The 23662-nt window shown below is 63.2% G+C and carries 23 protein-coding genes, 1 tRNA gene and 1 pseudogene; 15 read left to right on the plus strand and 10 right to left on the minus strand.

Translation table 11 applies throughout. The features are described 5' to 3' along the window. The first annotated feature begins 356 nt into the window (after positions 1-356). The gene (locus HB375_RS03275) at positions 357-824 is read left to right on the plus strand and encodes a cupin domain-containing protein (RefSeq protein ID WP_167671507.1); all 468 of its coding nucleotides are present in this window, start codon (positions 357-359) and stop codon (positions 822-824) included. Positions 825-858: 34 nt separating this feature from the next. Here the strand turns inward: HB375_RS03275 and HB375_RS03280 are convergent, their stop codons facing one another. Together HB375_RS03280 and HB375_RS03285 are read right to left on the minus strand one after the other, a co-directional pair. Then, positions 859-1911, minus strand: coding sequence for an LLM class flavin-dependent oxidoreductase (locus HB375_RS03280; RefSeq protein ID WP_167671508.1), 1053 nt, complete (start codon positions 1909-1911; stop codon positions 859-861). Positions 1912-2066: 155 nt separating this feature from the next. Beyond that, complete coding sequence (locus HB375_RS03285; RefSeq protein WP_167671509.1) at positions 2067-3293, minus strand: MFS transporter; 1227 nt, start codon at positions 3291-3293, stop codon at positions 2067-2069. 67 nt (positions 3294-3360) lie between these two features. Here HB375_RS03285 and HB375_RS03290 point away from each other — a divergent pair, with 67 nt between their 5' ends. Continuing rightward, entirely contained in the window at positions 3361-3807 is a 447-nt protein-coding gene (locus HB375_RS03290) for a helix-turn-helix domain-containing protein (RefSeq protein WP_167671739.1), read from the plus strand. A 36-nt stretch (positions 3808-3843) separates the two neighbouring features. Here HB375_RS03290 and map read toward each other — a convergent pair whose 3' ends face one another. After that, positions 3844-4593 (minus strand): type I methionyl aminopeptidase, encoded by a 750-nt coding sequence (map, locus tag HB375_RS03295; protein WP_167671510.1) that lies wholly within the window; start codon positions 4591-4593, stop codon positions 3844-3846. A gap of 223 nt (positions 4594-4816) precedes the next feature. Then, positions 4817-4901, minus strand: a tRNA-Leu gene (locus tag HB375_RS03300). A 287-nt stretch (positions 4902-5188) separates the two neighbouring features. Between HB375_RS03300 and HB375_RS03305 the strand changes: the two genes are divergently transcribed. Further along, the gene (locus HB375_RS03305) at positions 5189-6202 is read left to right on the plus strand and encodes a complex I NDUFA9 subunit family protein (RefSeq protein ID WP_167671511.1); all 1014 of its coding nucleotides are present in this window, start codon (positions 5189-5191) and stop codon (positions 6200-6202) included. Here HB375_RS03305 and HB375_RS03310 read toward each other — a convergent pair. After that, positions 6199-6930 (minus strand): sulfate transporter family protein, encoded by a 732-nt coding sequence (locus tag HB375_RS03310; RefSeq protein ID WP_167671512.1) that lies wholly within the window; start codon positions 6928-6930, stop codon positions 6199-6201. The genes HB375_RS03305 and HB375_RS03310 overlap by 4 nt on opposite strands. A gap of 71 nt (positions 6931-7001) precedes the next feature. Here HB375_RS03310 and HB375_RS03315 point away from each other — a divergent pair, with 71 nt between their 5' ends. The 3 genes from HB375_RS03315 to HB375_RS03325 all read left to right on the plus strand — a co-directional run bounded on the left by HB375_RS03315 (position 7002) and on the right by HB375_RS03325 (position 10222). After that, entirely contained in the window at positions 7002-8312 is a 1311-nt protein-coding gene (locus tag HB375_RS03315) for a flavin monoamine oxidase family protein (RefSeq protein WP_167671513.1), read from the plus strand. 77 nt (positions 8313-8389) lie between these two features. After that, a complete protein-coding gene (locus HB375_RS03320; RefSeq protein WP_167671514.1) occupies positions 8390-9436 on the plus strand; it encodes an HAD family hydrolase in 1047 nt (348 codons plus the stop codon). A 75-nt stretch (positions 9437-9511) separates the two neighbouring features. Beyond that, positions 9512-10222 (plus strand): 2'-5' RNA ligase family protein, encoded by a 711-nt coding sequence (locus HB375_RS03325; RefSeq protein ID WP_246728301.1) that lies wholly within the window; start codon positions 9512-9514, stop codon positions 10220-10222. An 88-nt stretch (positions 10223-10310) separates the two neighbouring features. Here HB375_RS03325 and HB375_RS03330 read toward each other — a convergent pair whose 3' ends face one another. After that, positions 10311-11348, minus strand: a complete 1038-nt coding sequence (locus tag HB375_RS03330) for an alpha/beta hydrolase family protein (protein ID WP_167671516.1) — start codon at positions 11346-11348, stop codon at positions 10311-10313. A 129-nt stretch (positions 11349-11477) separates the two neighbouring features. Here HB375_RS03330 and HB375_RS03335 point away from each other — a divergent pair, with 129 nt between their 5' ends. Beyond that, positions 11478-12512, plus strand: coding sequence for a helix-turn-helix domain-containing protein (locus HB375_RS03335; protein ID WP_246728302.1), 1035 nt, complete (start codon positions 11478-11480; stop codon positions 12510-12512). A 14-nt stretch (positions 12513-12526) separates the two neighbouring features. On the opposite strand, the gene HB375_RS03340 is transcribed toward HB375_RS03335, so the two are convergent. Next, positions 12527-13519, minus strand: a complete 993-nt coding sequence (locus HB375_RS03340; protein ID WP_167671517.1) for a 2-hydroxyacid dehydrogenase — start codon at positions 13517-13519, stop codon at positions 12527-12529. A 168-nt stretch (positions 13520-13687) separates the two neighbouring features. On the opposite strand from HB375_RS03340, the gene HB375_RS03345 reads away from it, so the two are divergent. Both HB375_RS03345 and HB375_RS03350 read left to right on the plus strand, forming a co-directional pair. Further along, positions 13688-14224 (plus strand): SH3 domain-containing protein, encoded by a 537-nt coding sequence (locus HB375_RS03345; protein ID WP_167671518.1) that lies wholly within the window; start codon positions 13688-13690, stop codon positions 14222-14224. A gap of 48 nt (positions 14225-14272) precedes the next feature. After that, a complete protein-coding gene (locus HB375_RS03350; RefSeq protein ID WP_246728303.1) occupies positions 14273-14410 on the plus strand; it encodes a DUF3096 domain-containing protein in 138 nt (45 codons plus the stop codon). A gap of 47 nt (positions 14411-14457) precedes the next feature. Here HB375_RS03350 and HB375_RS03355 read toward each other — a convergent pair. The 3 genes and pseudogenes from HB375_RS03355 to irr all read right to left on the minus strand — a co-directional run bounded on the left by HB375_RS03355 (position 14458) and on the right by irr (position 18579). Continuing rightward, a pseudogene (locus HB375_RS03355) lies at positions 14458-16964 on the minus strand (arylsulfatase). Positions 16965-17170: 206 nt separating this feature from the next. Continuing rightward, complete coding sequence (locus HB375_RS03360) at positions 17171-18046, minus strand: EamA family transporter (RefSeq protein WP_167671519.1); 876 nt, start codon at positions 18044-18046, stop codon at positions 17171-17173. A 62-nt stretch (positions 18047-18108) separates the two neighbouring features. Further along, a complete protein-coding gene (gene irr / locus HB375_RS03365; RefSeq protein WP_167671520.1) occupies positions 18109-18579 on the minus strand; it encodes a Fur family transcriptional regulator Irr in 471 nt (156 codons plus the stop codon). A gap of 243 nt (positions 18580-18822) precedes the next feature. Between irr and fabA the strand changes: the two genes are divergently transcribed. The 6 genes from fabA (at position 18823) to HB375_RS03395 (ending at position 23577) form a co-directional block, all read left to right on the plus strand. Continuing rightward, a complete protein-coding gene (gene fabA, locus HB375_RS03370) occupies positions 18823-19338 on the plus strand; it encodes a 3-hydroxyacyl-[acyl-carrier-protein] dehydratase FabA (protein WP_167671742.1) in 516 nt (171 codons plus the stop codon). Positions 19339-19480: 142 nt separating this feature from the next. Next, complete coding sequence (fabB, locus tag HB375_RS03375; protein ID WP_167671521.1) at positions 19481-20704, plus strand: beta-ketoacyl-ACP synthase I; 1224 nt, start codon at positions 19481-19483, stop codon at positions 20702-20704. A 160-nt stretch (positions 20705-20864) separates the two neighbouring features. Beyond that, entirely contained in the window at positions 20865-21695 is an 831-nt protein-coding gene (gene fabI, locus HB375_RS03380; protein WP_167671743.1) for an enoyl-ACP reductase FabI, read from the plus strand. Positions 21696-21759: 64 nt separating this feature from the next. Next, on the plus strand, positions 21760-22158 hold the full coding sequence (locus tag HB375_RS03385; RefSeq protein ID WP_167671522.1) for a hypothetical protein: 399 nt from the start codon (positions 21760-21762) through the stop codon (positions 22156-22158). 64 nt (positions 22159-22222) lie between these two features. After that, on the plus strand, positions 22223-22843 hold the full coding sequence (locus HB375_RS03390) for a LysE family transporter (RefSeq protein WP_167671523.1): 621 nt from the start codon (positions 22223-22225) through the stop codon (positions 22841-22843). Positions 22844-22950: 107 nt separating this feature from the next. After that, the gene (locus HB375_RS03395) at positions 22951-23577 is read left to right on the plus strand and encodes a DsbA family protein (RefSeq protein ID WP_167671524.1); all 627 of its coding nucleotides are present in this window, start codon (positions 22951-22953) and stop codon (positions 23575-23577) included. Positions 23578-23662 lie beyond the last annotated feature (85 nt).

Consider the following 23662-nt stretch of genomic DNA (forward strand, 5'->3'; position numbering starts at 1 on the left):
ATTCATTATCGAGCTTGGAGTGAGGCCGAACTGTTCAAACGACTAGGTTGAGTCCCGCCTAGAGAGCCAAGGCTGTGACGCTCTCGCTGAAGAGGTGGCAACAACGTCGTGAAGCTTTTGCTTGGATTTTTTGAAGTGCGGGCCGGCGCCCGGCGTGTTCTCGTGCCGCTCGCCGCAACTCATTGCCGGTTTGGCGATTGTACAGGCAAGTCCGAGCATCGCGACAGCTTCAGAGAGGCTTTTCTCTGATGGCTTTGGGGGCACCGCCGCCACCTTCCCGCGAGCTTGCGTATCCGGCCTTGGGCGTAAAGGCCGGCCAGTTGAAGCCATCGGAACTTAAGAAACGGAGGTTCGCCATGCGTCCCGTTCTCGTGACTGCTGCTCTCTTCCTCGCCACGACAGGCGGCCTGCTCGCCCAGGAGCACACGGCCGGCCACGCTATGAAGGCCGATCAGCTCAAATGGATGCCCGGCCCGCCAGTCCTGCCCAAGGGCGCCGAGTTCGCTGTCCTGTCAGGCGATCCCGGCAAGCCTGGGCCATTCACGATGCGGCTGAAGGTTCCTGCGGGCTACAAGATCCCCGCGCATAGCCATCCGACCGCGGAGCGGGTCACGGTTATCTCGGGGAATTTCCATGTCGGCATGGGCGACAAGCTCGACGAGGCAAAGACGGACTCCCTCGAAACAGGCGGCTTCGTCGACCTTCCCGCCAACATGAACCACTACGCTTTCATGAGCACGGGAACCATCGTGCAGATCAATTCGGAAGGGCCCTTCGTCATCAAATACGTGAACCCGGCCGACGACCCGAGCAAGGCGCAATAGGGTCGAGGAGGCAACGCGTCTCGCCGGAGAGCGGTTACGCAGTTTCGCGTGCTGACCCGATGGCCTTGCGCACCTCCGGCGCGACCTTCGTGCCCAACAATTCGATCGCCTTCATCAGCTTGGCATGATCCAGCACGCCAATCGCCATCTGGATCAAAAAGCGGTCGAAGCGAAAGATCTCGTAGGCCGCCAAAATCTTGTCCGTCACTTCGGCGGGGCTGCCGACAAAGAGCGCGCCGCGCGGGCCACGGGCGGCATCGAAATGCGCGCGGCTCGTTGGGGGCCATCCGCGCTCGCGCCCGATCCGGTTCATCACCTCGGCCTGCGGAGCATAGAACGTGTCGGCGGCGTCCTGCGTGGTGTCGGCGACGAAGCCGTGCACGTTGATCGAAGTTTTCAAGCCCGCCGGATCATGGCCCGCGCGCTCGCCCGCCTGCCGATAGAGATCGAACAGCGGCGCAAAGCGCGCCGGCTCGCCGCCGATGATGGCGAGCGCCAGCGGCAGGTTGAGCATTCCCGCGCGCACCACGGATTGCGGCGTGCCGCCGACCGCGATCCAGATCGGCAGCTTGTCTTGATAGGGCCGCGGATAGACGCCGCGATCCGCAATCGGCGGCGTGTGCTGCCCGCCCGGCCAGCTGATCCGCTCGTTCTCGTTGAGCTGCATCAGAAGCTGCAGTTTCTCGGCAAAGAGCGTGTCGTAATCGTCGAGGTCATAGCCGAAGAGCGGAAACGACTCGATGAAGGAGCCGCGCCCCGCCATGATCTCCGCGCGCCCGCGGCTCAGATTGTCGAGAGTCGCGAATTGCTGGAACACGCGCACGGGATCATCCGAACTCAGCACCGTCACGGCACTGGTCAGCCGAACATGGTTCGTCTGCGTCGCCGCCGCCGCCAACGCTACCGGCGGCGCGGACACCGCATAATCGGGCCGGTGGTGCTCGCCGAGCCCAAACACATCGAGCCCCACCTGATCGGCCAGCACAATCTCTTCCACGAGATTGCGCAACCGCTCCGCCGGACTGATCCGCCGCCCCGTCACAGGATCGATACCCACGTCACCGAAGGTGTAGACTCCGATTTCCATGGGGTAGTTCTCCTAACGAGGGCGATGAGGATGTCACCTCGCTAGCACGGGTAGCGGCGGGGCTCAAAGGGTGGAGATGCCAATGTGCCAAAAGGCGTCGCTCTACAATTTGGCCTGCGAGCCCACCTCAATAGCCATTGTTCCGCTGTGGGCTGCTACTCCATAGACGGGATCCGGGCTTTCAATGCTAGCAGCCCCATCGTCCAGCCCTTCACGACGCTTGCAACAGCCATCGCGGAAACAAGCAAAGCGGTGCTGCGGAAGAGACCCTCATAACCACATGCTGCAATCACGGGCGTGCTGAGAAGCGGCGAACAGAACTGGCCGATGAAAACGGAAGCTGTCAGGACACCACCAGCCAGTCCTCTTCGCCGGAGCGGAGCAAGCCTCAACGCAAGGATCACGAAGCTTGGCGAGGCCAATGCGTAGCCCGCACCGATGGCCGCGGTCGCCACGAACCAGGCCAGGGGCATCGCAGGAAGGGCCAGCAACAGGAAACCGAGAGCCATCGCGCCATAGCCCAGAGCGAAAACGCCAACGTAACCTGTTGCTCGCTGGATTCGGCCGTACAGCAGCGCGAAGCTGCCGCCTGAGAGCATCAGGATGCCGAGTGCTGAGCCGGTCATCATCGGGCTGTCGTAGCCTGCCGCTTCGAAGAAGAACGACAACTGGGTCGGCATGACAAAAAAGATCATGTTCGTCGCGGCCTGGAGAAGCGCGAGCAACGCGAAGACGAAGCCCCATGATGAAAGTTCTGGGACGCTGTCCTCCGGCCTGGCATCAGGATTGGGCGATGTCCGTGGTGGATCGACGATGACCTTCCACATCAACGGCAAGAAGGCCGCGGCAACGCCATAGATGACGAACGGCAGACGTGGCGAGACCACCGCGAACCATCCAGCGAGCGAGATAAAGGCGAGACCTCCGAAGTTCCGAGCCGATATCTGAAGTCCCGTCAGCGTGCCCCGGTCGTCACCGGTGTAGTAGTCGCCGATGAGGGCGGTCTGGGCTGTCATGATGAGGGCGACAGCGAACCCCAAAACCAGGCGGCTGGCAAAGATGGTTGGAAGGTCGGGAAGGAACAACCCCGCAGAGCCGGCGATCACAAAGAGGATGACCCCGGCAAGGAGCATCTGACGCCGACCACACCGATCAGCAACAAGGCCAGCGAACGGCGCGCAGAGCGCGACGCTTAGTGAGGGTGCGGGCACGAGCAGGCGCACCAGCATCGCAGCGTTCGGATCATCCGCGAACAGGCGCTCGAGTCCCGGTAGCGCGGGACTGATCGTGGCATTGGCCATGGTGGTGAGCGCTGCTGCCATCAGCAGCGCCACTGCTCGCGGATCTCGCCATACAGGCCCATAGGATGGATTGCGCACCATGACGCTCCTCTTGATCGAATTGAAGATTCGAGAGAGGGTACGACTTCAAGTCGACTTGAGGTCAAGCATGCAAATTTTAGATATTGGGGAGGTAGCGGAACGATCGGGCGTGCCGCCCTCGGCACTGCGCTATTATGAGGAGATCGGCCTGATCCAATCCATCCGCCGGCATGGACTTCGGCGACAATTCGAGGCCGACGTCCTCCTAAAGCTGTCCCTGATCGAACTTGGGAAGACGGCCGGCTTTTCGCTCACGGAGGTCGCGAACATGTTCGGGGAGGACGGCCGGCCCGACATCCCCCGCGATCAGTTGCGCGCCAAGGCGGACGATTTACAGCGACAGATGCTCGACCTGCGATTGTTGCGGGACGCCCTTCGGCATGTTGCCGATTGTCCCGCCCCATCGCATCTGGAATGCCCAACCTTCCGTAAGCTCCTGAAGGCGACGCGCAGACGCGTCACTCGTCCGTCCTCCAAGATCAGACGTCGCGGAAGCTCACAGCTTGGCGAATAGCGCGTGAACAGCTTCCGGGCGCTGGCGGAGACGGCCTTAACCGGCCATTGTCACGATCAAAGGTCCGTTTCGGGTTGCGACAACGGTATGTTCGTACTGAACGGTCGGGGCCTCAGGACTGCTGTAGAGCGTCCATGGATCATCACCATCCTCGGCCCACTCCGCGCCAAAGGACAGGAATGGCTCGACGGTGAACACCAAGCCGTCGCTCATGATGCGACGTTCGGAAGAGTCGGGCCATGTTGCGATCTCTGTCGGTTCCTCATGGAGTGATAAGCCGACACCGTGACTGGCAAGGTTCCTGACGAGACTGTACCCATTTTTCCGCGCAAAGGTCCCGATGGCTTGACCGATGCCAGCAATCGGCTTGCCGGCTCCAACCTGCCGCAGGCCCGTCCACATGGCCCGCCGACCATCTCTGCAAAGACGTTCAATCGAGCGGGTTACGGGTGGAACGGCGAACGAGGCTCCCGTATCCGCAAAGAAGCCGTTCTTCTCGGCTGAAACGTCGATGTTGACCAGGTCGCCACGCTCGATCCGTCGGGCACCCGGGATGCCATGAGCGATCTCTTCGTTCACGCTGATGCAGGTCGCCCCAGGAAAAGCGTACGCCAACTCCGGAGCCGGACGCGCGCCTTCAGCCTCCAGGAGCTTTCGCCCGATCTGGTCGAGCTCCGAGGTGGTCATGCCCGGCTCAAGAGCTTTCCCCATCGCCTCAAGGGTATTGGCGACGATACGCCCGACCTCTTTCAGGCGGGTGAGGTCGTCCTCATTCGAGATTGTCATATCAGGCTTCTTCCGAAAGCCGGGACATAGCGCTTGTGAACTCGACTTACAAACGGGAGGGCGCGCGCCAAAATTCGCAGGAACCAGCCTATTCCGGCCTTGAGATGTTTCCAGGGCCGTGACGTGAAAAGGGCCATGTACCACCCGTGTGTACCACTCGGGCAGCCTCTCAGCCTTGCTTGGTCTGGATTTCTTTGCCGATCAACCACTTGAGAAGGGTTGATGGTGCCCAGGAGAGGACTCGAACCTCCACGGTGTTACCCGCTGCTACCTGAAAGCAGTGCGTCTACCAATTCCGCCACCTGGGCATGCCTTGTCGGCGAGGTTCGTTTAAGGCCGACGGGGCGGCGCGTCAATCGTCGAAAATCATCTTTGGCGCATTCCTTTTGAGCGCACCCCTGAAAAGGAGGCTTTTGGCCCAACCGAACGAGCGCGCAGCCCCATGGCGCGGCGGCTTCTTGGGGCTTGGAGGCCGCGAGGCGCCATCGATGGAAAATCCGCATTTCCCTTTTGGGGATCATGCTCTAGAGACGGTTTCGAAATTTCACGTCCAAAGGTCCGCGTTCCACCGGGGTGGAGGGACAGGAGGCATCTCATGATCGGCGCCATTCGCACGCCCGCCCAGCAACAGGTCACGGTTTTCGGCGGCTCCGGCTTTCTCGGCCGCTTTGTGGTGCAGGCTCTGGCCAAGCGCGGCTATCGCATCAAGGTGGCGACCCGCCGGCCGGATCTCGCCAATTACCTCCAGCCCCTCGGCACCGTCGGGCAGATCACGGTGGTCCAGGCCAACTTGCGCGATGCGGCCTCCGTCGCCCGCGCGGTGGCGAATGCCGATCACGTGGTGAACCTCGTCGGTATTCTGCAGGAAGGCGGCCGCCAGCGCTTCGACACGCTTCAGGCGCAAGGGCCGCGCCTGATCGCGCAATCCGCCCCGGCTAAGGCCAACATCGTCCACATCTCGGCCATCGGGGCCGATGCGCAGTCCGAATCGGCCTATGCCCGCTCGAAGGCGGCCGGCGAGGCTGGGCTTTTCGAGGTCCGTCCCGATGCCATCGTCGTGCGCCCCTCGCTGATGTTCGGGCCGGGCGACAACTTTTTTAACCGCTTCGCGGCGCTGGCCCGTATGCTGCCGGTCCTGCCGCTTGCGGGCGCGGACACCCGCTTCCAGCCCGTCTATGCGGGCGACGTGGCCGAGCTGATCGTGCGCGCCGTGGACGGCGCGGTGCCGGCCGGCAAGATCTATGAATGCGGCGGGCCGGAAGTCCGCACCCTGCAGCAGCTGGTGCAGTACGTGCTCGAAGTGACCGAGCGCAAGCGCTTCATCGTTCCGCTGCCCTCACCCGTTGGGCGCGCGCAGGGGACCCTCATGGGCTTCCTCGACAAGATCAGCCTCGGCCTGCTGCCGCGTGAATTCGCCATGACTCGCGATCAGGCGATTTTGCTGGAGAAGGACAACGTGGTTTCCGAGGGCGCGATCCGTGAAGGCCGGACGCTGGAGGCGCAGGGCGTCACGCCCACCACCATCGAGGCCATCGCGCCCGCCTACCTCATACGCTTCCGCAAGACCGGCCAGTTCGATCTCAAGCGGGCCAGCGGCTCGAAGGCCTAAGGCAAGGGCGACGAGTCGATCTCCATCCGGGCCGCACCGTTGCGGGACGGCCCCCTTGCCTCCAGGCGCTTGTGCAGATGCACCATCAGCGCCACGCCGAAGATCGGCATGACGAGGTTGACGATCGGCACCAGCACGAGGCCGGCGACGATGAAGCCGCCGGCAAACACCGTGCCCCGGTTCGCCACGCGCATCTGCGCCGCTTCCTCCGGCGCCCGGAAGCGTCCGGCGGCGAGTTCAAAATACTCCCGGCCCAGAAGATAGGCGTTGGCGATGAAGAACACGCTGATGTTCACGCCGGGGATGAAGAACACCAGAAGCGCTACGAGGTTGACGAGGAGCGAAAGCCCCGCGAAGCGCAGGCCGTAGAGAATGGCGCGCCCGACCGGCAGCGCCCGGCCCGGAGGATCGGCGGGAAAGTCGCTTCGCTCCACCACCTCCGCGACATCATCGAGAAAATAACCCGCGACGATGGCCGAGACGGCGGGCAGGAGATAAATCAAGGCAACGATCAGGCCCGCCCCGGCGAGGAACGAGGCGAAGCCGTCGAGCATCGGATAATCCGCGCTGATGGTGTGGTTTTGCAAAAAATAGCTGAAAAGGCGCGTCAGCGCGATCCAGACGAGCACCAGCAGCGCCGCGGTGAGTGCCAGCGACTTCCACAAGATGCTGCGCAGGCCGGGCGAAAGCACCTGCCGCGCGGCGGCATAAATGGCCTGAATCAGCATGCGGCCTCGCAGGCGAACGTGAAAATTGGTCCCGGCATGAAAACTCCTGAGCTGACGCGCGGACAATACTTATGAACGAACCCGCCGCAAGACGAGGGGGCAACGACGCCGTGGACCCTGCCAAGCTGTCGCAAGAGCCGGATGTTTTGATTGTCGGCGCGGGTGCTGCCGGCATTGCTGCCGCGCGCCGTCTCATCGCGGCCAGGCTGAGCGTGGTCGTGATCGAGGCGCGAAACCGCATCGGCGGACGCACTTTGACGGTGTCGATGAAAGGGCATCCCGTCGATCTGGGGGCGCATTGGCTCCATGCGGGGCCGATCAACCCGCTGGTGAAGCTCGGCCGCGAACGGGGCGAGCCCTTACGCCGCGCGCCTGTGCATGGACATCTTTTCATCGGGCGGCGCGAGGCGCGCGCCTCCGAGAGCGCGGCGCTTGGGCGGGCCTTCGAAATTGCCGACCGGGCCATGACGCAAGCCGCCCGCGCGCGCGAAGATCAGCCCGCGGGAAAGGTGCTGCCGCGGCTCGGGCGCTACGGTGCCCGCGTTGCCGCCATCCACGGCCTCGTCTCGGGCCGCCCGCTCGATCAGGTGAGCCTGCACGATTTTCCGAGTATGGAATATGCCGACAACCTTTTCATCGCAGGCGGGCTCGGGGCCTATGTGGCGCGCCTCGCTCAAGGCCTGCCGATCCGCCTGAACACGGCGGTGACGGCGCTCGATTGGTCGGAAGCGGGCGTGCGGGTTGAGACCACCGCCGGAACATTTCGCGCGAAGGCTGCCGTTGTGACGACACCGATGGCACTGCTGCAGCAGGAAGTTATTCGCTTCGCCCCCGCCCTGCCGGAGCCGGTCGTGGCGGCGATCCACGGCTTCACCCAAGGGGTTTATGAGCACGTGGTGCTGCACTGGCCGGATTCGCCGTTTCGGGGGCCGGATCGGCTCGCAAGTCTTTTGGGGCATCATCGCGAGCCGCCGGGACTTTTGACGCGCATCGACGGCACGCCGTTTCATTTCTTCGAACTCGACCAGCCCGCCGCAGCCCTGCTCGACGGGCGCGATGCCGATGCGCCGGGCCGCTATGCGCGGACGATTCTGGCCGACCAGTTCGGCCACCGGGCGATCCGCAATTTGCGCGTCTGCCGCAGCACTGCGTGGCGCCACGATCCCTGGTCGCGAGCCTCCTGGGCCGTGGTGCCACCGGGGCTCGCCACGATCCGCGACGCGCTGAAAGCGCCGGTCGACGACCGCATCTGGTTCGCGGGCGAAGCGCTTTCACGCGCGCAATGGGGTACGGCGGGAGGCGCATGGGAGGAAGGCACGCGGACGGCAGGGGAGATTTTGGAGCGGTTGAAGGCAGACTTGGCGCCGCGCAAACGCGGCTGATTGATCCGGGGGACACTTTCGCCGGTTGAGGCGTTTCTTCGTCGCCAGATTGCCCCCAATCCGAGAGGCGGCCGCCGATGTCCCAGAATCGCTCTTCCTCTGGAATGAGCCGCCGTGCGCTGCTTTTGGGCGCCGCGCTCCTTGCTGCCTTCTCCGAAACGCTTCTTCCAGCCTCCGCGCAGACGACCGACCCGCTGTCGTCGTGGAATGAGGGTGCGGCTAAGAAGGCGATCCTCGATTTCGTGCGCGTCACCACCGATCGGGCAAGCCCCAGCTATGTCGCGCCGGAGGAGCGCATCGCGGCGTTCGACCAGGATGGCACGCTTTGGGTGGAGCATCCGATCTACACGCAGGTGGTTTATTGCCTCGAGCGCGTCCCGACCGTGGTCGCGGCGAGGCCGGAACTCAAAGGCGTCGAGCCCTTCAAAACCGTTCTCTCCGGAAACCGGGAGGCGATAGCGAAGCTTTCGTTGCCGGATCTCGAAAAAATCCTCGCCGCCACGCTGACCGGCATGAGCGTGGAGGATTTCGAAGCCGATGTGAAAAAGTGGCTCGCGACCGCCCGGCATCCGCGCTGGAAGCGCCCCTATACCGAACTCACCTATCAGCCGATGCTCGAAGTACTGCGCTTCTTGCGCGACAACGGCTACAAGACCTACATCGTGACCGGCGGCGGCCAGGATTTCGTGCGCGTTTATGCTGAGCAGGTCTACGGCATTCCGCCCGAGCAGGTGGTCGGCAGCGTGGGCGGAACGACATTCGGCTACACCAAGGACGGCAAGCCTTTCCTGACCAAGGAACCGAAACTGCTGCTCAACGATGACCATGCGGGCAAGCCAGAAGGCATTCACCTTATGATCGGCAGGCGGCCCCATGCGGCTTTCGGCAACTCGGTCGGCGACCGGCAGATGCTGGAATGGACCGCCGCCGGCACCGGCACGCGGCTGACCATGCTGGTGCTGCACGACGATGCCGCGCGCGAATACGCCTACGGCCCGGCAACAGGCCTGCTCGACGGCAAAATCGGCACCTTCACCCAGGCGCTCTATGACGAGGCAAGTAAGAACAACTGGCCGGTCATCAGCATGAAGAACGACTGGAAGCGGATCTTTCCGTTCGATTAGCCGTCTTGTCACGGATACGCAGAGCGCCTCGGCGGCGGGCGGGTACCAACGACAGGAGTTTCCATGCTTCGATACATGAAGGTGTTGGTGGCGCTCGGCATCGGCTTGGCATCAATGCTCGACGATGCGCAGGGAGCCAGCACGAAACCAAACCCCGTGATGGCTATCGACATCGCACTGGAACCGGACGCGACGATGATTCAGCGGGCGGAGGCCGTCAACGCCCGCCTGCTCAAAGTTTTCCCAAAGGGCTTCTCTCTGGGCGCGACGCACCACCCGCACATCTCGATCCTGCAGCGATACGTCCACACTTCTGACCTCGATAAAGTCTACGCCGCAGTCGATAGGATTCTGGCCAACGAGAAGGCGTCTGGCTGGAAATTAAAGGCGACCAAGTACTATTACATCCCCTGGAAGAGCATCGGCCTTGCGGGGATCGTCGTCGAGCCGACAGACGACCTGCTTCGGCTGCAACAAGAATTGATCGACGCCGTTGCCCCTTTCACGACAAAAACGGGCAGTGCCGCGGCATTCGTGACCACGCCGGCAGAACCCGGTATCAACAAGCCGACGATCGACTATGTCGCAGCGTTCGTTCCGAAGGCGACCGGCAAGAACTTCAATCCGCACGTCACGGTCGGCGTCGCCCCCCAGGATGACCTGAAGACGATGCTCGCCGAACCGTTCGACGCGTTCACGTTCTCGCCCTCAGAAGCCTCCGTTTACCAGCTCGGCAATTTCGGAACAGCGCGCAAGAAACTCAAGACCTGGGAGTTGCAGCCCTGAGGCTCCAGTGAGGGAAGAGGGAGAGCGCGTTTGGCCTCGTCCACGTAAAGGCCCTCAGAGCATGCTCGGCAGCACGCAGTCTCGCACTTTAGCGTCCGAGATCGCGTAGAAATGCGGCCTCCATCATCGCCGCCACTTCGGCGTTAATGTCGGCTCTGGTTTTTGGGCTGTCTTTCGCATCGTCGCAGATGGGGTCGTCATCACCCGTCGCTTTCAGAAGCTCGTGGGCCCCCGGCTGGCACTCGGCCAGAAAGCTCAGATGCACGGCGTCATCGACGGTTTTGTAGTCGCCGTCCGGGATTTCGGAGGCAAGCCTGTCGAACTTGACCGCGACGGGGATCGTTCTGGCATTGCCGAGATTGATGATGTGAACGGGTATAGCGACCGCCCGGAGGCTCTCGACCGTGAAGGCCGGGGCTATCGACGGGTCGATGGCGACGACCGACTTGATGCGCGGATCACGGTTGGATTGTTCGAAAAGCGCCTTATCGGTTTTGCGCAGATCGACTCCGCCGCTCGCGAACCATACGCAATCCGGCATCATCGGGTTGTTCTCGCAATAGCGCGCATAGGCCTCCAGCTTCACACGCCCGCCGGCGGTCGCAAGGACCGTGTGCCCCCCGAGCGAAAAACCGAAAGCGCCAATGCGGCCCGTGTCGACATGACTGCTCCAAGGCGACTGCGTGGTCAGGGCGGTGATGACGTCGGACAAGTCGGCCGGGCGCTGCCAGATCTTCGTCGTGTCAGCGGGAGTCGAATCGCCTCGCGTCGTTCCCGGATGGTTGGGACCCGCGACGACAAAGCCCGCTTCGGCGAGGCGCGTCGCGATCCAATCCAAGTTCGCGATGCCGCCCCCCGATCCGTGCGATACCACAAGAAGCGGGAAGGGACCTTCGCTCAAAGGCGCATCTTTCCATGCCTCGGTTCCCTTAAGGAGCCGGTCGTTGCCGACGAGCACGCGTGTGCCCCCGACCGCCGCCGGATACCACACGGTGACTTTTAGGTTTGCACCTCGCGCTGCCGACGGGACTTCGACGGTGCGGACGCCGACGCGATCGGCGGCATGAGCGGTCTGAAGGGCCATGGCGGCGAGACAGGTTACGAGAAGGAAACGATTGAGCTTCATCGGAAGACTCCGTTGTCTGAAGTGACAATGGGGGCCGCATGATCCTCAAGCTGTGTTGTTGCGACCTAAATCGCGATTCAGGTCGTGCGAAATCGCGATTCAGGCCATGATGGCTCAAAAAGTGCTTAGATGTCAGGTTCCGACCTCATGCTGTTTGTTCCGCTTCCCTTCGTGGTTGCCCTTCTGCTCGTGCTTCTTTTCGCCGTCGTGGCGAGGCGTGACGACGAGGTGCCGCTGAACTGGCCTTTCCTGGCCCTGATCATCGCTTGCGCCGCGCAATCGATGTTGATCGGCCTGCGCTGGGGCTATGATGTGGAGGTGACGCGACACATCATGCCTGTGACGGGGGCGATGTTGCCGCCTCTCGTGTATGTCGGCGTACGGGGGTTGACAGGCCCAGCCGCGCGCCGATGGCCGATCGTGGCAGTGCTTCATGCGCTACCCGTGTTTCTTGTTCTTGTGCTCGTGATTTTTTGGCGCCGGGCGGTCGATTTCGGGTTGATCGCAATTTACTTGGTTTATGCGGGCGCCCTTCTATGGTTGATGCGCCCCGGCCCGGACGTTCTGCGTCTCGCGCCCTTTGACGGAGTCGTACCGGCCTATCGGGCGCTCTTGATAGCGACGGGCGCGCTGTGCCTCTCGGCCGTGATCGACGCATTCGTGGTTCTCGACCTGACGTGGTCCGACGGGACGAGCGCGCCGAAAATCATTAGCATCGCGAACATCTTCGGGCTCTTTTTGTTGGGCGCTGCAGCCGTCGCCGCCAGCCGAAGCCGCACTCCTGCGGATGAAGGGGACAGGGCGCCATCCGAGGAAGTGCCTGAAGACCGGGAGACGCTCGCCAAGGTTCACGCTTTGATGGCGGAGCAAAAGTTGTTCCGCGATGCCAACCTCAATCTCGACCGCCTTGCCCGGAAAACGGGGATTCCCGCGCGCCGGATTTCCACGGCGATCAATCGCGCCATGTCGAAGAACGTTTCACAATACGTAAACGACTGTCGCATCGCAGAGGCCTGCCGTCTTCTCACGGAGACAAATATTTCCGTAACGGAAATTATGCTGGAATCAGGCTTCCAGACCAAGTCGAACTTCAATCGCGAGTTCCGTCGCATCACGGAGATGAGCCCGGTAGCTTGGAGGGCTAAGAAATCGGTCTTGGCTTAGGGTACGGCTTCCCCTCACAGCATGCTCGGCAGCACGCGGTCCGGTGGTTTGTGGCCGTCGATGAAGGCCTTGATGTTGACGATGACCTTTTCGCCCATGGCGATGCGGCCCTCGTGCGTGGCGGAGCCCATGTGGGGCAAAAGCACCACCTTGCCTTGTTTCGCGAGTCTCACGAGGCGCGGGTTGACGGCTGGCTCCTCTTCGAAAACGTCGAGGCCCGCGCCGCCGATGGCGCCGGCTTCGAGGAGTTTGGTGAGCGCCGCCTCGTCGATGATCTCGCCGCGTGCCGTGTTTACCAGAATCGCGTCGGGCCGCATGAGCTTCAGGCGGCGGGCGGAGAGCAGATGATAGGTCGCGGGAGTGTGCGGGCAATTGACGGACACGATGTCCATGCGCGCCAGCATCTGGTCGAGGGATTCCCAATAGGTCGCTTCCAGCTCTGCCTCGATCTTCGGCGGCACGTGGCGGCGGTTGTGGTAGTGGATCGACAGGCCAAAAGCCTTGGCGCGGCGGGCGAGCGCCTGGCCGATGCGCCCCATGCCCACGATGCCGAGGCGCTTGCCAGTGATGCGTCGGCCCAGCATCCAGGTCGGCGACCAGCCGGCCCATTCGCCGTCCGGGATCACCCGCGCGCCTTCCGGGATGCGGCGGGCGACGGCGAGAATCAGCGCCATGGTCATGTCCGCCGTGTCTTCGGTCAGCACACCGGGGGTGTTGGTGACGGTGATTCCCTTGGCGAGGGCTGCCGGCACGTCGATATTGTCGACGCCGTTGCCGAAATTGGCGATGAGCTTGAGGTTCGGCCCGGCTTCCGCGATCAGCGCGGCGTCGATGTCGTCGGTGATCGTGGGCACCAGCACGTCGGCGGCCTTCACCGCCTCGGCCAGCTCCTCCGCCGAGAGCGGCTTGTCCTCGAGGTTGAGGCGCGTGTCGAACAATTCGCGCAGGCGCGTCTCGATGACGTCGGGCAGACGGCGGGTGACGACGACGACAGGTCTTTTCTTCATCGGCCAGCGATCTCCCATCCCTCGAAGAGCCACAGGAGATTTTAAGGGCCCTTCACGCTCCCTTAACCCTGTTTCGGCGACTAAAGGCGACGAGCCGCCGCGTGGCGCGGCTCATCAAGCTTCTCTACCAGAGGCTTGCCCTGAGACAAACCCGACCTTGAGGGGATCATGCGCAAGATCGTCGTCGCCCTTGCCCTGTTGGGCCTAAGCACGGCCTCGGCCCTGGCGCAGCAGCAGCCCCCCGGCGGCCGCCTGGGCACGGGGCTTCCCGTTCCGCGCTATGTCAGCCTCAAGACCGACCGCGTGAACCTGCGCGAAGGCCCGTCCAAGGATCACCGGACCGCCTGGGTGTTCCAGCGCGCCGGCCTGCCGGTGGAAATCATCGCCGAATACGAGACCTGGCGGCGCATCCGTGATTCGGAGGGCACCGAGGGGTGGGTTCTGCACTCCCTGCTCTCTGGCCGCCGCACGGCGCTCGTCATGCCTTGGGCCAAGGGCAAGATCGCTTCGGTCAACCTTTTGGACCGGGCCGACGACAAGGCCAATCCGGTCGCCCAGCTCCAGCCCGGTGTCATCACCAACATCAAGACCTGCGACGGCACCTGGTGCCGGGTCCTCATCGTGCTCGAACGCGCCCGCGACGTCGACGGCTATATCCGCCAGGACAAGCTGTGGGGCGTCTATCCCAACGAAAAGGTCGAGTGAGTCTCGACTGCCCTTTGAACTGAAAGCCTAAAACGCATGACTCTGTCCATGAGCCTAAAAAACATCCTGCCGATTCTCGCGCTGATTCTCGGCATCGCTTCTCTCGTCGCGCCGCGATTCTTGAACGTCTTCGTCGCGATCTTTCTGATCGTTTACGCGTTCGTGGGCTTTGGGCTGCTGCGCTAAAAAGGTGGGCGGAGCGTCGACTTTGCGCGGCGCTCCATCGTCGAGCGTCATTCGCTCGACTTGTTGCTCCGCTGCATGCCCTCCATCAGCCGCCGTTCGTCCTCGGGCGAGAGTTTCGGCCGGTTGATGTCGATCACCACCTTGTTCAGTTTGCCCGCGAACTTGAACGGCACCCGATAATCGTTGTCGTCCACCGGCGTGCCGGTGTCGGAGCCGACATCGAGCGACTCGTCCCATTGCAGGATGAGCGGGATGGTGCGTTCCATCTTTTGCGTGGCGACCACCTTGTCATCCACCTTCAGCGTGCCGGTGGCGGGGCGGCCGAGGCCGCTCATATTGTTGAAGGCGAGCGTGGCAAACCCTAAGCCGTCATAGTTCAGCTCGAACGTCAGCGTGTGCTTGCCGGGAGTGAGCGCGTCCTTTCCTTCCCAGCGCACGCGTTTCAGGTCGGCGAGATTCCACACATAGACGGGCTTGTTCTTGAGCACGTAGAAGCCGTAGCCGCCAAAGCGCCCGCCCTGCGTGATCAGCATGCCGTCGGCACCATTCTGCGGCACCTCGATGTCCGCAGTGATGCGGTAGGACGTGCCGAGCAATTGCGGCGCATCGCCCATCGGAATCCCGGTGAGCGGAGGATAGGTGAACGTGCTGCGCCCCGCCGTCACGCTCGGGCGCGGAGCCACGATCCGCGCGCCGACGGAATTGTCGAGCGGGAAGACCTGGTATTTCGACGCTTCGACGATGAAGAGATCCTGCAGCTCCTTCAGCTTGCCTGCGTTCTGCGCGGAGACATCCTTGTCCTGCGTCCAGTCCTTGGTGAGATCGAACAGCTCCCATTTATAGCCGTTCATCACGTTGGGATTCGGCGTCGAGGCGATGTCCCACGGCGCGTTGATCGGCACCGTGTTGGCATACCATCCGTCATGATAGATGCCGCGGTTGCCGAACATCTCGAAATACTGGGTGATGTGCTTCGTCGGCGCGTTGGCGGCGGCCTTGTCCCACGTATACGCCATGCTCACGCCCTCGATGGGCTTTTGCCCAATGCCGTCCACCGTGTTCGGCGCGGTAATCTTCGTCGCTTCCAGAATCGTCGGCACGATGTCGATGACGTGGTGGAACTGGTTGCGGATGCCGCCCTTGTCGGTGATGACCTTCGGCCAGGACATCGCCATACCCTGCCGCGTGCCGCCGAAATGCGAGGCGACCTGCTTCGTCCAGCGATAGGGCGTGTCGAAAGCCCAGGTCCAGCCAACCGCCATGTGCGGATAGGTCTGGTCAGACCCCCACACGTCGTAAAAGGCTCGCAGCTGATCGGTGACGGGCACCTCGATGCCGTTGAACTGCGCGACTTCGTTCGGGGTGCCGATGGGCGAGCCTTCCGCGCTCGAGCCGTTGTCGCCGCTGATATAAATGATCAGCGTGTTATCGAGTTTGCCGGTGTCTTCGACGGCCTGAATCACGCGGCCGATTTCATGATCCGTATAGGCGAGATAGGCGGCGTAAACTTCGGCCTGACGCGCGAACATTTTTTTCTCATCCGGGGTCAGCGCATCCCACCGTTTTAGGATGTCGTCGGGCCACGGCGTCAAAGCCGCGGTTTGCGGAATCACGCCGAGCCGCTTCTGGTTCGCAAAAATCTGCTCGCGCAGCGCGTTCCAGCCCATGTCGAATTTGCCCTTGAATTTCTCGATCCATTCGGGCGTCGGATGGTGCGGTGCATGCGTGCCGCCGGGCACATAATAGACGAAGAACGGTTTTGCCGGATCGACGGCGTTCATCATCCTGATGTGGTCGATGGCGTCATCCGCCATGGCGGTGGTGAGGTTCCAGCCCGGCTTGTCGAGATAGGGATAGATCTGCGTGGTGTTGCGAAACAGGTTCGGCTGCCACTGGCTCGTATCGCCGCCGACGAAGCCGTAAAAATAATCGAAGCCCATGCCGATGGGCCATTGATCGAAGGGGCCGACCTGGCTCGCCTGGAAGACCGGCGTGTTGTGGTCCTTGCCGAACCATGAGGTCGCGTAGCCATTGTCCTTCAGAATGCGGCCGATGGTGGCCGAGTCCGTGCCGATGAAGCTATCGTAGCCGGGAAATCCGGTCGACGTTTCGGCCACCTGCCCGAACCCGACCGAGTGGTGGTTGCGTCCCGTGATCAGCGCCGCGCGGGTGGGTGAGCAGAGTGCGGTCGAGTGGAACTGGGTATAGCGCAGACCCGCATTGGCGATCCGGTCGAGCGCCGGCGTCGGAATGACACCGCCAAAGGTGCTCGGCGCGCCGAAGCCCACATCGTCGGTCATGATCAACAGGACGTTCGGCGCGCCGTCCGGCGGCACGATGCGCGGCGGCCACCAGGGTTTCGACTGGAAGGCATTGAGGTTGATCACGCCGCCGAAGGGGGCGCGGGTTCCGGCAGCACCCGCCCGTCGAGCGTGCGCGTCGCGGCGGGAGAGCCGGACGACGGGGTTGTCGGCTGTTGCGGTTGCTGGGCCTGAGCTGTGTTGAGCGTGAGAAGACAGGCGAGGAGGGGGGAGGCCAGTCCGGTGAGCTTCATGGCACGCTCCGGCGATTGCGACCCTGGCAGCGCGCTCGGCGCGGGCAAAACGCACCCGGCGGCCTCTTCGCGTGGGAAGAACCGGGCTTTATGCCTCGCAGGGAACGCTACGGGAACGCATGGCGGGGGCCCAGGGCGGCGGCCCGGCACGGGGGCAAAACGACCGCCTTCCGCTCAGGTTCCGGGCCTCCGGATAACCCTTCAGTCTAGGTCCTCAGCAAACGGATGACACGCGCGCCAAAGATGTTGGCCATGAGCCCCAGGATGATTACGGTACCGCCGAGCGCTTCAATCGGCCGCATGGCTTCGCCCAGAATGAGCCAGGAGCCCAAAATGCCTGCCACCGGCACAAGCAAGGCAAAGGGCGTGACCGTGGCCGCCGGATGGTGGGACAGAAGGTGCGCCCAGACGGCGAAGGCGAAAATCGTTGTCGGATAAGCAAGATAGGCCGCAGACGCCAAGGTGCCGAGGCTCAGATGCGTGAAGGCGCCGGCAACCTGGGCCGGACCGTCGAGCCACATCGACAACGCGAGCAGCGGAATCGGCGGGATTAGGCTCGCCCAGACCACGTAGCCGAGCATGTCGATCCGGCCCGCGCGCTTGGAAATGATGTTCGCGACGCCCCAGCAGGCCGCGGCTGCGACAGTCATCAGAAACGGCACCGCGCCGCTTCCCGCGAGACGCGGCCAGGCGATCAGGATGAGACCGAAGCAGGCCACCACGCCGCCCACAACCTGATGCGGCCACGGCTTCTCGCCCATCAGGAGTGCGGCGAAGAGGATGGTGAAAAAGACCTGCGCCTGCATGACGAGCGAAGCAAGGCTCGCCGGCATGCCGATGGCGATGGCCGCGAACAAAAGTCCGAACTGGGCGACGCCGAGGAAGAAACCGTAACCGATGAGGCTACGCCAGCTCGTCTGAGGCCGGGGAATGAAGAAGATCGCCGGCAGCGCCGCGAAGATGAAGCGGAGCGCACAGAGCACGAGCGGGGGCGTGGTTCCGACCCCGATCTTGATGACGACGAAGCTCAGGCCCCAGATGACGGTGACGGACAGGGCGAGAAGGACATGGGTGAGCGGCATGGAAACACTCCACAGCCGCTCCTATCCGAGTCGTTCCGTGAGGAAAAGAGAGGCGCGCCGCCTCAGGACTTCTTGCGACGCAGACGGACGATGACCTCGACACCCGCCACTTCCATGCCCGGAGGCGGCTCGGGAAGGTCTTCCACGCTTACGCCCGTGGAGGGCATATCCACCAGCTCGCCTTCTTCCTCCAGGAAGAAATGGTGGTGCTCGGTGGGGTTGGTGTCGAAATAGGCCTTGGAGCCGTCCACCGCGAGCTGGCGCAGGAGGCCGGCTTCCGTGAACTGGTGCAGGGTGTTGTAGACGGTGGCAAGCGACACCGGGACGCGGGCGCGGGTCGCCTCGTCGAACAGCGCTTCCGCCGTCACGTGCCGGTCGCCCTTGCCGAAGAGCAGCCAGCCCAGCGACACCCGCTGCCGGGTGGGGCGCAGGCCGACGCGACGCAGCTTGTCCCGCAGTTCGGAAACGGGACATCCCTTCCGATGGGCGGTGGCCGTCGTCGATTCGATATAGGCGGAAAGCGGATCGGTCATGGCTGAGCGTGAGGGCGGAAAACCTGCTTCTAACATTGAAATAATAGGAAAGCGAGGCCCCGGCGGCAAGGCGACTGCGGCCTCTTGCGGCTCCCGGATTCGGCAAAATCCTGCTCTTCCGCCTATTCCTACCGGAGGTCCCTTTGATGGACGGCAAAGCCTGTGCTACCAGAGCCCCTTCCAATGGCCTCCGGAGGTTCGCGAGGCCGTATTTTGAGACGAGTGAAAGGGTCGGCACCCGGCATGGCGCGCCAGTCGAGCTTTACCTACGAAGACCTTCTCGCCTGCGGGCGCGGAGAAATGTTCGGTCCCGGCAATGCCCAGTTGCCGCTTCCGCCGATGCTGATGTTCGACCGCATCACCTCCATCGGCGAGGATGGCGGCGAATATGGCAAGGGCCATGTGCGTGCCGAACTCGACGTGCGGCCGGATCTCTGGTTTTTCCCCTGCCATTTCAAGGGCGACCCGGTGATGCCGGGCTGCCTCGGGCTCGATGCCCTCTGGCAGCTGGTCGGCTTCTATCTCGGCTGGGGCGGCTCCCCGGGCCGTGGCCGGGCGCTCGGCGTCGGCGAGGTGAAGTTTTCCGATCAGGTGCTGCCGACCGTCAAGAAGGTGGTCTATGGCGTCGATCTGAAGCGCGTCTTCCGTTCCAAGCTGGTGCTCGGCATCGCCGATGGCTGGCTCGAGGCGGACGGGCGCCGGATCTACGAGGCCAAGGACCTGCGGGTCGGCCTGTTCCAGGCGGAAGCCGCCGCGTAAAGTTTGAAGTCACGGCCCGCGGTTGAGAACGGGCCTGGTCGACCTTACGTCTGCATGATCCGGAAAAGTGGAATCCGGTTTTCCGACACGATCATGCATCAGAACGTTGGGTCGGCATGAAGTTCCTATGAAGAGGTGGGCTATGAGACGCGTCGTCGTCACCGGAATGGGCATCGTTTCGTCCATCGGCAATTCCACGCAGGAGGTTCTGGCCTCCCTGCGGGAAGCGAAATCCGGCATCAGCAAGGCCGCGGACTATGAGCGGCTCGGGTTCCGCTGCCAGGTGCACGGCGCGCCGAACATCAATGTCGAAGAGATGGTCGACCGCCGCGCCATGCGTTTCCACGGCGGCGGCACCGCCTGGAACCACATCGCCATGGATCAGGCGATCCGCGATGCGGGCCTGGAGGAAAGCGACGTCTCCAACGAGCGCACCGGCATCATCATGGGTTCGGGCGGCCCCTCCACCCGCGCCATCGTGGAAGCCGCCGACATCACCCGTGAGAAGGGCCCCAAACGCGTCGGCCCCTTCGCGGTGCCGAAGGCCATGTCCTCCACCGCCTCCGCGACGCTTGCGACCTGGTTCAAGATCAAGGGCGTGAACTATTCGATCTCGTCGGCCTGCGCGACCTCGAACCATTGCATCGGCAACGCCTACGAGATGATCCAGTACGGCAAGCAGGACGTGATGTTCGCCGGCGGCTGCGAGGATCTCGACTGGAGCCTCTCGGTGCTCTTCGACGCCATGGGCGCCATGTCCTCCAAGTATAACGCCACGCCGGGAAGCGCCTCGCGCGCCTATGACGTGAACCGCGACGGTTTCGTCATCGCCGGCGGCGCGGGTGTGCTCGTGTTGGAAGAACTGGAACACGCCAAGGCGCGCGGCGCGCGTATCTACGGCGAGATCGTCGGCTACGGCATGACTTCGGACGGCTACGACATGGTCGCCCCCTCGGGCGAGGGTGCGGTGCGCTGCATGCGCATGGCGTTGTCGACCGTCAAAACCCCGATCGACTACATCAACCCGCACGCCACCGCGACGCCGGTCGGCGACCTGAAGGAGATCGAGGCGATCCGCGAGGTCTTCGGCGCGGGCGAGAAGTGCCCGCCGATCTCCGCTACCAAGTCGCTCACGGGCCACTCGCTCGGCGCGACGGGCGTGCAGGAGGCGATCTATTCGCTGCTCATGATGAACAACCGCTTCATCTGCGAGAGCGCGCACATTCAGGAACTCGACCCCGCGGTTGCGGACATGAACATCGTCCGCAAGCGGATCGACAACGCCAAGATCGACACGGTTCTCTCGAACTCGTTCGGCTTCGGCGGCACCAACGCTACGCTCGTTTTCAGCCGTTACGCGGCTTAATAACGGGCGTCATACCACTGAGATATCTTCATGCGATGGGCTCTTCGCTCAGGGGGACCCTCGCATGGATATGCTCACCGACATTGCCAAAACGGTTCACGCCGGACGCCATGACTCGTACGGGCGGCGCGGAAAAGAGCCGGAGGAGAGGGGGACTCCAGTGAAGGGTCTGATGCAAGGAAAGCGCGGCCTCATCATGGGCGTCGCGAACGACCATTCCATCGCCTGGGGTATCGCCAAGGCGCTCGCAGAACATGGCGCGGAACTCGCGTTCACCTATCAGGGCGAGGCTTTGGGTAAGCGCGTGACGCCGCTGGCGCAATCGCTCGGCTCGAACCTCGTGCTGGCTTGCGACGTGGAGGACATCGCCTCCGTCGATGCCACCTTCGACACCCTCGACAAGCATTGGGACGGCCTCGATTTCGTCGTCCACGCCATCGGCTTCTCCGACAAGTCGCAGCTCAAGGGTTCCTATGTGGACGTCACCACGCGCGAAAACTTCTCGCGCACCATGGTGATCTCCTGCTTCTCCTTTACCGAGATCGCGCAGCGCGCGGCGAAGCGCATGAAGAATGGCGGCTCGCTGCTGACCTTGACCTATGGCGGCTCCACCCGCGTCATGCCGAACTACAACGTGATGGGCGTGGCGAAGGCGGCGTTGGAAGCCAGCATGCGCTACATCGCCGCCGATCTCGGCCCGCAAGGCATCCGCTGCAACGCGATTTCGGCGGGCCCGATCCGCACACTCGCGGGCGCGGGGATCTCCGACGCGCGTCTGATGTTCAACTATCAGAAGGCGCACGCTCCGCTGCGCCGCACGGTGACCATCGAGGATATCGGCGGTTCGGCGCTCTACATGCTCTCCGACCTCTCCAACGGCGTGACGGGCGAGATCCACTACGTGGATTCCGGCTACAACATCATCTCGATGCCGCGTCCGGATGTGCTCAAAGCGCAGGACGCCGCTGGCGTGACCGGCGAAGAGGCTTAAAAAGTCTTTTCAAGCTTTCGCCGGGTCGAATGGCCCGGCGAAGCTCCCTTCAGGCATCCTGGTCATGCTCACGCGCCGACAGGCCCTCTCAGGCTTCGCTCTCATTCTCGTTCCCGCGAGCGGCGCGGCGCTCGAGCAGGACACTCTCTTCAACGTCTCGACGCGCCTCGTGACAATTTACCAGACGGGCGATGCCGGTGCTTTGCACAGCATGCTCGCGCCCGATCTGCAGGCGCAATATTCGCCCGAAGCGCTCGCCTCCTGGCTGAGTGAGGCCAAAGCCACATTCGGACCGCTGCAACGGATCAGCCTGCCGATTTCCGGCACCCGCGCCTTCGCCATCTTCGCCGCCTATTTCGAACGCGCGCCGAACGACATGTTCCTCGAACTCGACCGCGACGGCCGCATTGTGCTCTGGACTTTGAAGAGCGATTCTGGCGCAGTCGTGCTGCGCAAGCGGTAGGGGTGTGTGGTGCTGGTGCACTTGTGATACGAATTGCAGCAACATTCGTTCGGGGGACCGCGCCGTGACTCAATACATCGTTTTCCTGCTGGCCTTCGCTGCCTCGGCAGCCGCGCCCGGTCCCGAGATCGCGGGCCTGTTGGCGCGGGCGCTGGCCAACGGCATGTTCGCGTCGCTGCCGCTCACCTTCGGCATCATTCTCGGCAAGATTCTGATGCTGACCGCCGCCGTGATTGGGCTATCGGCTCTCATCGAGGTTTTGGGGCCTCTGTTCGTCGCACTGAAATTCGGCGGCGCGGCCTATTTGATCTGGCTCGGGATCAAGAAATGGCGCAATGCGGGCCGCGTGCTCGCGACGACCGAGGCGAAGAAGCCATTGAGCGCCATGACTGAAATCGCGCTCGGCCTCGCCATGACGCTCTCCAACCCCATCGCCATCGTCTTCTACATGGCACTTCTGCCCGGCGTGATCGACGTGTCGGGCGTGACGCTGTCGAGCTATGCGATCCTCTGCGGCATCATCGCGGGCGTGATGACCCTGATCGCTCTCGGCTATGGGCTTCTGGCGGAAGTGGCGCGCAAGCTTTTTTCCTCGTCGCTGTCGAAAGCGCGCATCGACCGCACGTCGGGTGCGATGATGGTTGGAGCGGGGCTTCTGATCGCCAGTCGTTCCGCCACGACGTGAGCTTGGTTCGGCGGGTCGCCATCACGAGCCCGTGAAGCCATCCCTCCCGGCCTTGTTATTGCCGCGCTCGAGAGGCACCAGAGGGTGTTGAGAGAGAATCGATCCCCATGCTCCTGTCCCGTCGCACCCTTCTCGCCGGTCTCGCCCTCTCGGGCGCGAGCGGTCCCGCTTTCGCGCAGCGCGCGCCGGAGCCGCAGCGGGTGCCGGTGGAGCTGATCGAGGAAACGCTCGATCTGCCGTCGGTCGTGAAGCTCGGCCACGACCATGGCGACGTGATTATGGTCGAGTTCTTCGACTACAATTGCCCCTGGTGCAAACGCTCGTCGCAGGATCTGCCGAACCTGTTGAAGGCCGAGCCGGACCTGACCTATGTGCTGGTCAATTTCGCGGTGCTGGGCCTGCCCTCGGTCACCGCTCACAAGGCCGCGCTCGCCTATCTCCATCTCTACGGGCCGGAGCGCTATCTGCCGCTCCATCTCGCGCTCTTCCGCCTCCACGGCGCGGTCGATGGCGCACGTGCTCTGGCGGAGGCCGAGCGCCTCGGTGGCGACCGCAAGAAGCTGACCGAGGCCGCCGACAGCGAGCGCACGGCGCAGTGGCTGAAGGATACCTATAAGGCCGGCGGTTCTCTCGGCCTTTCCGCAACGCCGTCTTTCCTCGTCGGCGCGGAGGCTTATGTGGGCAGCATGACCCTTGCCCAGAAGCGCGAGGCCATCGCGCGGGCGCGGGCATAGCGTCTCCTGCTAATTTTGCTTTTTTGCAATCCGACTTTGGCGACTGTCGTGCTCGTGTTTGCGTGACCGCAATCTTATCTTCCGG

The sequence above is a fragment of the Microvirga terricola genome (genome assembly GCF_011777495.1).
GTDB classification, from domain to species: domain Bacteria; phylum Pseudomonadota; class Alphaproteobacteria; order Rhizobiales; family Beijerinckiaceae; genus Microvirga; species Microvirga terricola.

Bases quoted from the DNA above. Each gene is read 5' to 3' on its own strand.
- HB375_RS03310 (WP_167671512.1), bottom strand. From the start codon at position 6,930: ATGCTGATTCAGGCCATTTATGCCGCCGCGCGGCAGGTGCTTTCGCCC.
- HB375_RS03360 (WP_167671519.1), bottom strand. From the start codon at position 18,046: ATGCCGCTCACCCATGTCCTTCTCGCCCTGTCCGTCACCGTCATCTGG.
- HB375_RS03330 (WP_167671516.1), bottom strand. From the start codon at position 11,348: ATGAAGCTCAATCGTTTCCTTCTCGTAACCTGTCTCGCCGCCATGGCC.
- HB375_RS03340 (WP_167671517.1), bottom strand. From the start codon at position 13,519: ATGAAGAAAAGACCTGTCGTCGTCGTCACCCGCCGTCTGCCCGACGTC.
- HB375_RS03325 (WP_246728301.1), top strand. From the start codon at position 9,512: ATGAAGGTGTTGGTGGCGCTCGGCATCGGCTTGGCATCAATGCTCGAC.
- HB375_RS03290 (WP_167671739.1), top strand. From the start codon at position 3,361: ATGCAAATTTTAGATATTGGGGAGGTAGCGGAACGATCGGGCGTGCCG.
- map (WP_167671510.1), bottom strand. From the start codon at position 4,593: ATGACAATCTCGAATGAGGACGACCTCACCCGCCTGAAAGAGGTCGGG.
- HB375_RS03275 (WP_167671507.1), top strand. From the start codon at position 357: ATGCGTCCCGTTCTCGTGACTGCTGCTCTCTTCCTCGCCACGACAGGC.
- HB375_RS03385 (WP_167671522.1), top strand. From the start codon at position 21,760: ATGCTCACGCGCCGACAGGCCCTCTCAGGCTTCGCTCTCATTCTCGTT.
- HB375_RS03335 (WP_246728302.1), top strand. From the start codon at position 11,478: ATGTCAGGTTCCGACCTCATGCTGTTTGTTCCGCTTCCCTTCGTGGTT.
- HB375_RS03280 (WP_167671508.1), bottom strand. From the start codon at position 1,911: ATGGAAATCGGAGTCTACACCTTCGGTGACGTGGGTATCGATCCTGTG.
- HB375_RS03320 (WP_167671514.1), top strand. From the start codon at position 8,390: ATGTCCCAGAATCGCTCTTCCTCTGGAATGAGCCGCCGTGCGCTGCTT.
- irr (WP_167671520.1), bottom strand. From the start codon at position 18,579: ATGACCGATCCGCTTTCCGCCTATATCGAATCGACGACGGCCACCGCC.
- HB375_RS03345 (WP_167671518.1), top strand. From the start codon at position 13,688: ATGCGCAAGATCGTCGTCGCCCTTGCCCTGTTGGGCCTAAGCACGGCC.
- HB375_RS03305 (WP_167671511.1), top strand. From the start codon at position 5,189: ATGATCGGCGCCATTCGCACGCCCGCCCAGCAACAGGTCACGGTTTTC.
- fabA (WP_167671742.1), top strand. From the start codon at position 18,823: ATGGCGCGCCAGTCGAGCTTTACCTACGAAGACCTTCTCGCCTGCGGG.
- HB375_RS03285 (WP_167671509.1), bottom strand. From the start codon at position 3,293: ATGGTGCGCAATCCATCCTATGGGCCTGTATGGCGAGATCCGCGAGCA.
- HB375_RS03395 (WP_167671524.1), top strand. From the start codon at position 22,951: ATGCTCCTGTCCCGTCGCACCCTTCTCGCCGGTCTCGCCCTCTCGGGC.
- fabB (WP_167671521.1), top strand. From the start codon at position 19,481: ATGAGACGCGTCGTCGTCACCGGAATGGGCATCGTTTCGTCCATCGGC.
- HB375_RS03350 (WP_246728303.1), top strand. From the start codon at position 14,273: ATGAGCCTAAAAAACATCCTGCCGATTCTCGCGCTGATTCTCGGCATC.
- HB375_RS03315 (WP_167671513.1), top strand. From the start codon at position 7,002: ATGAACGAACCCGCCGCAAGACGAGGGGGCAACGACGCCGTGGACCCT.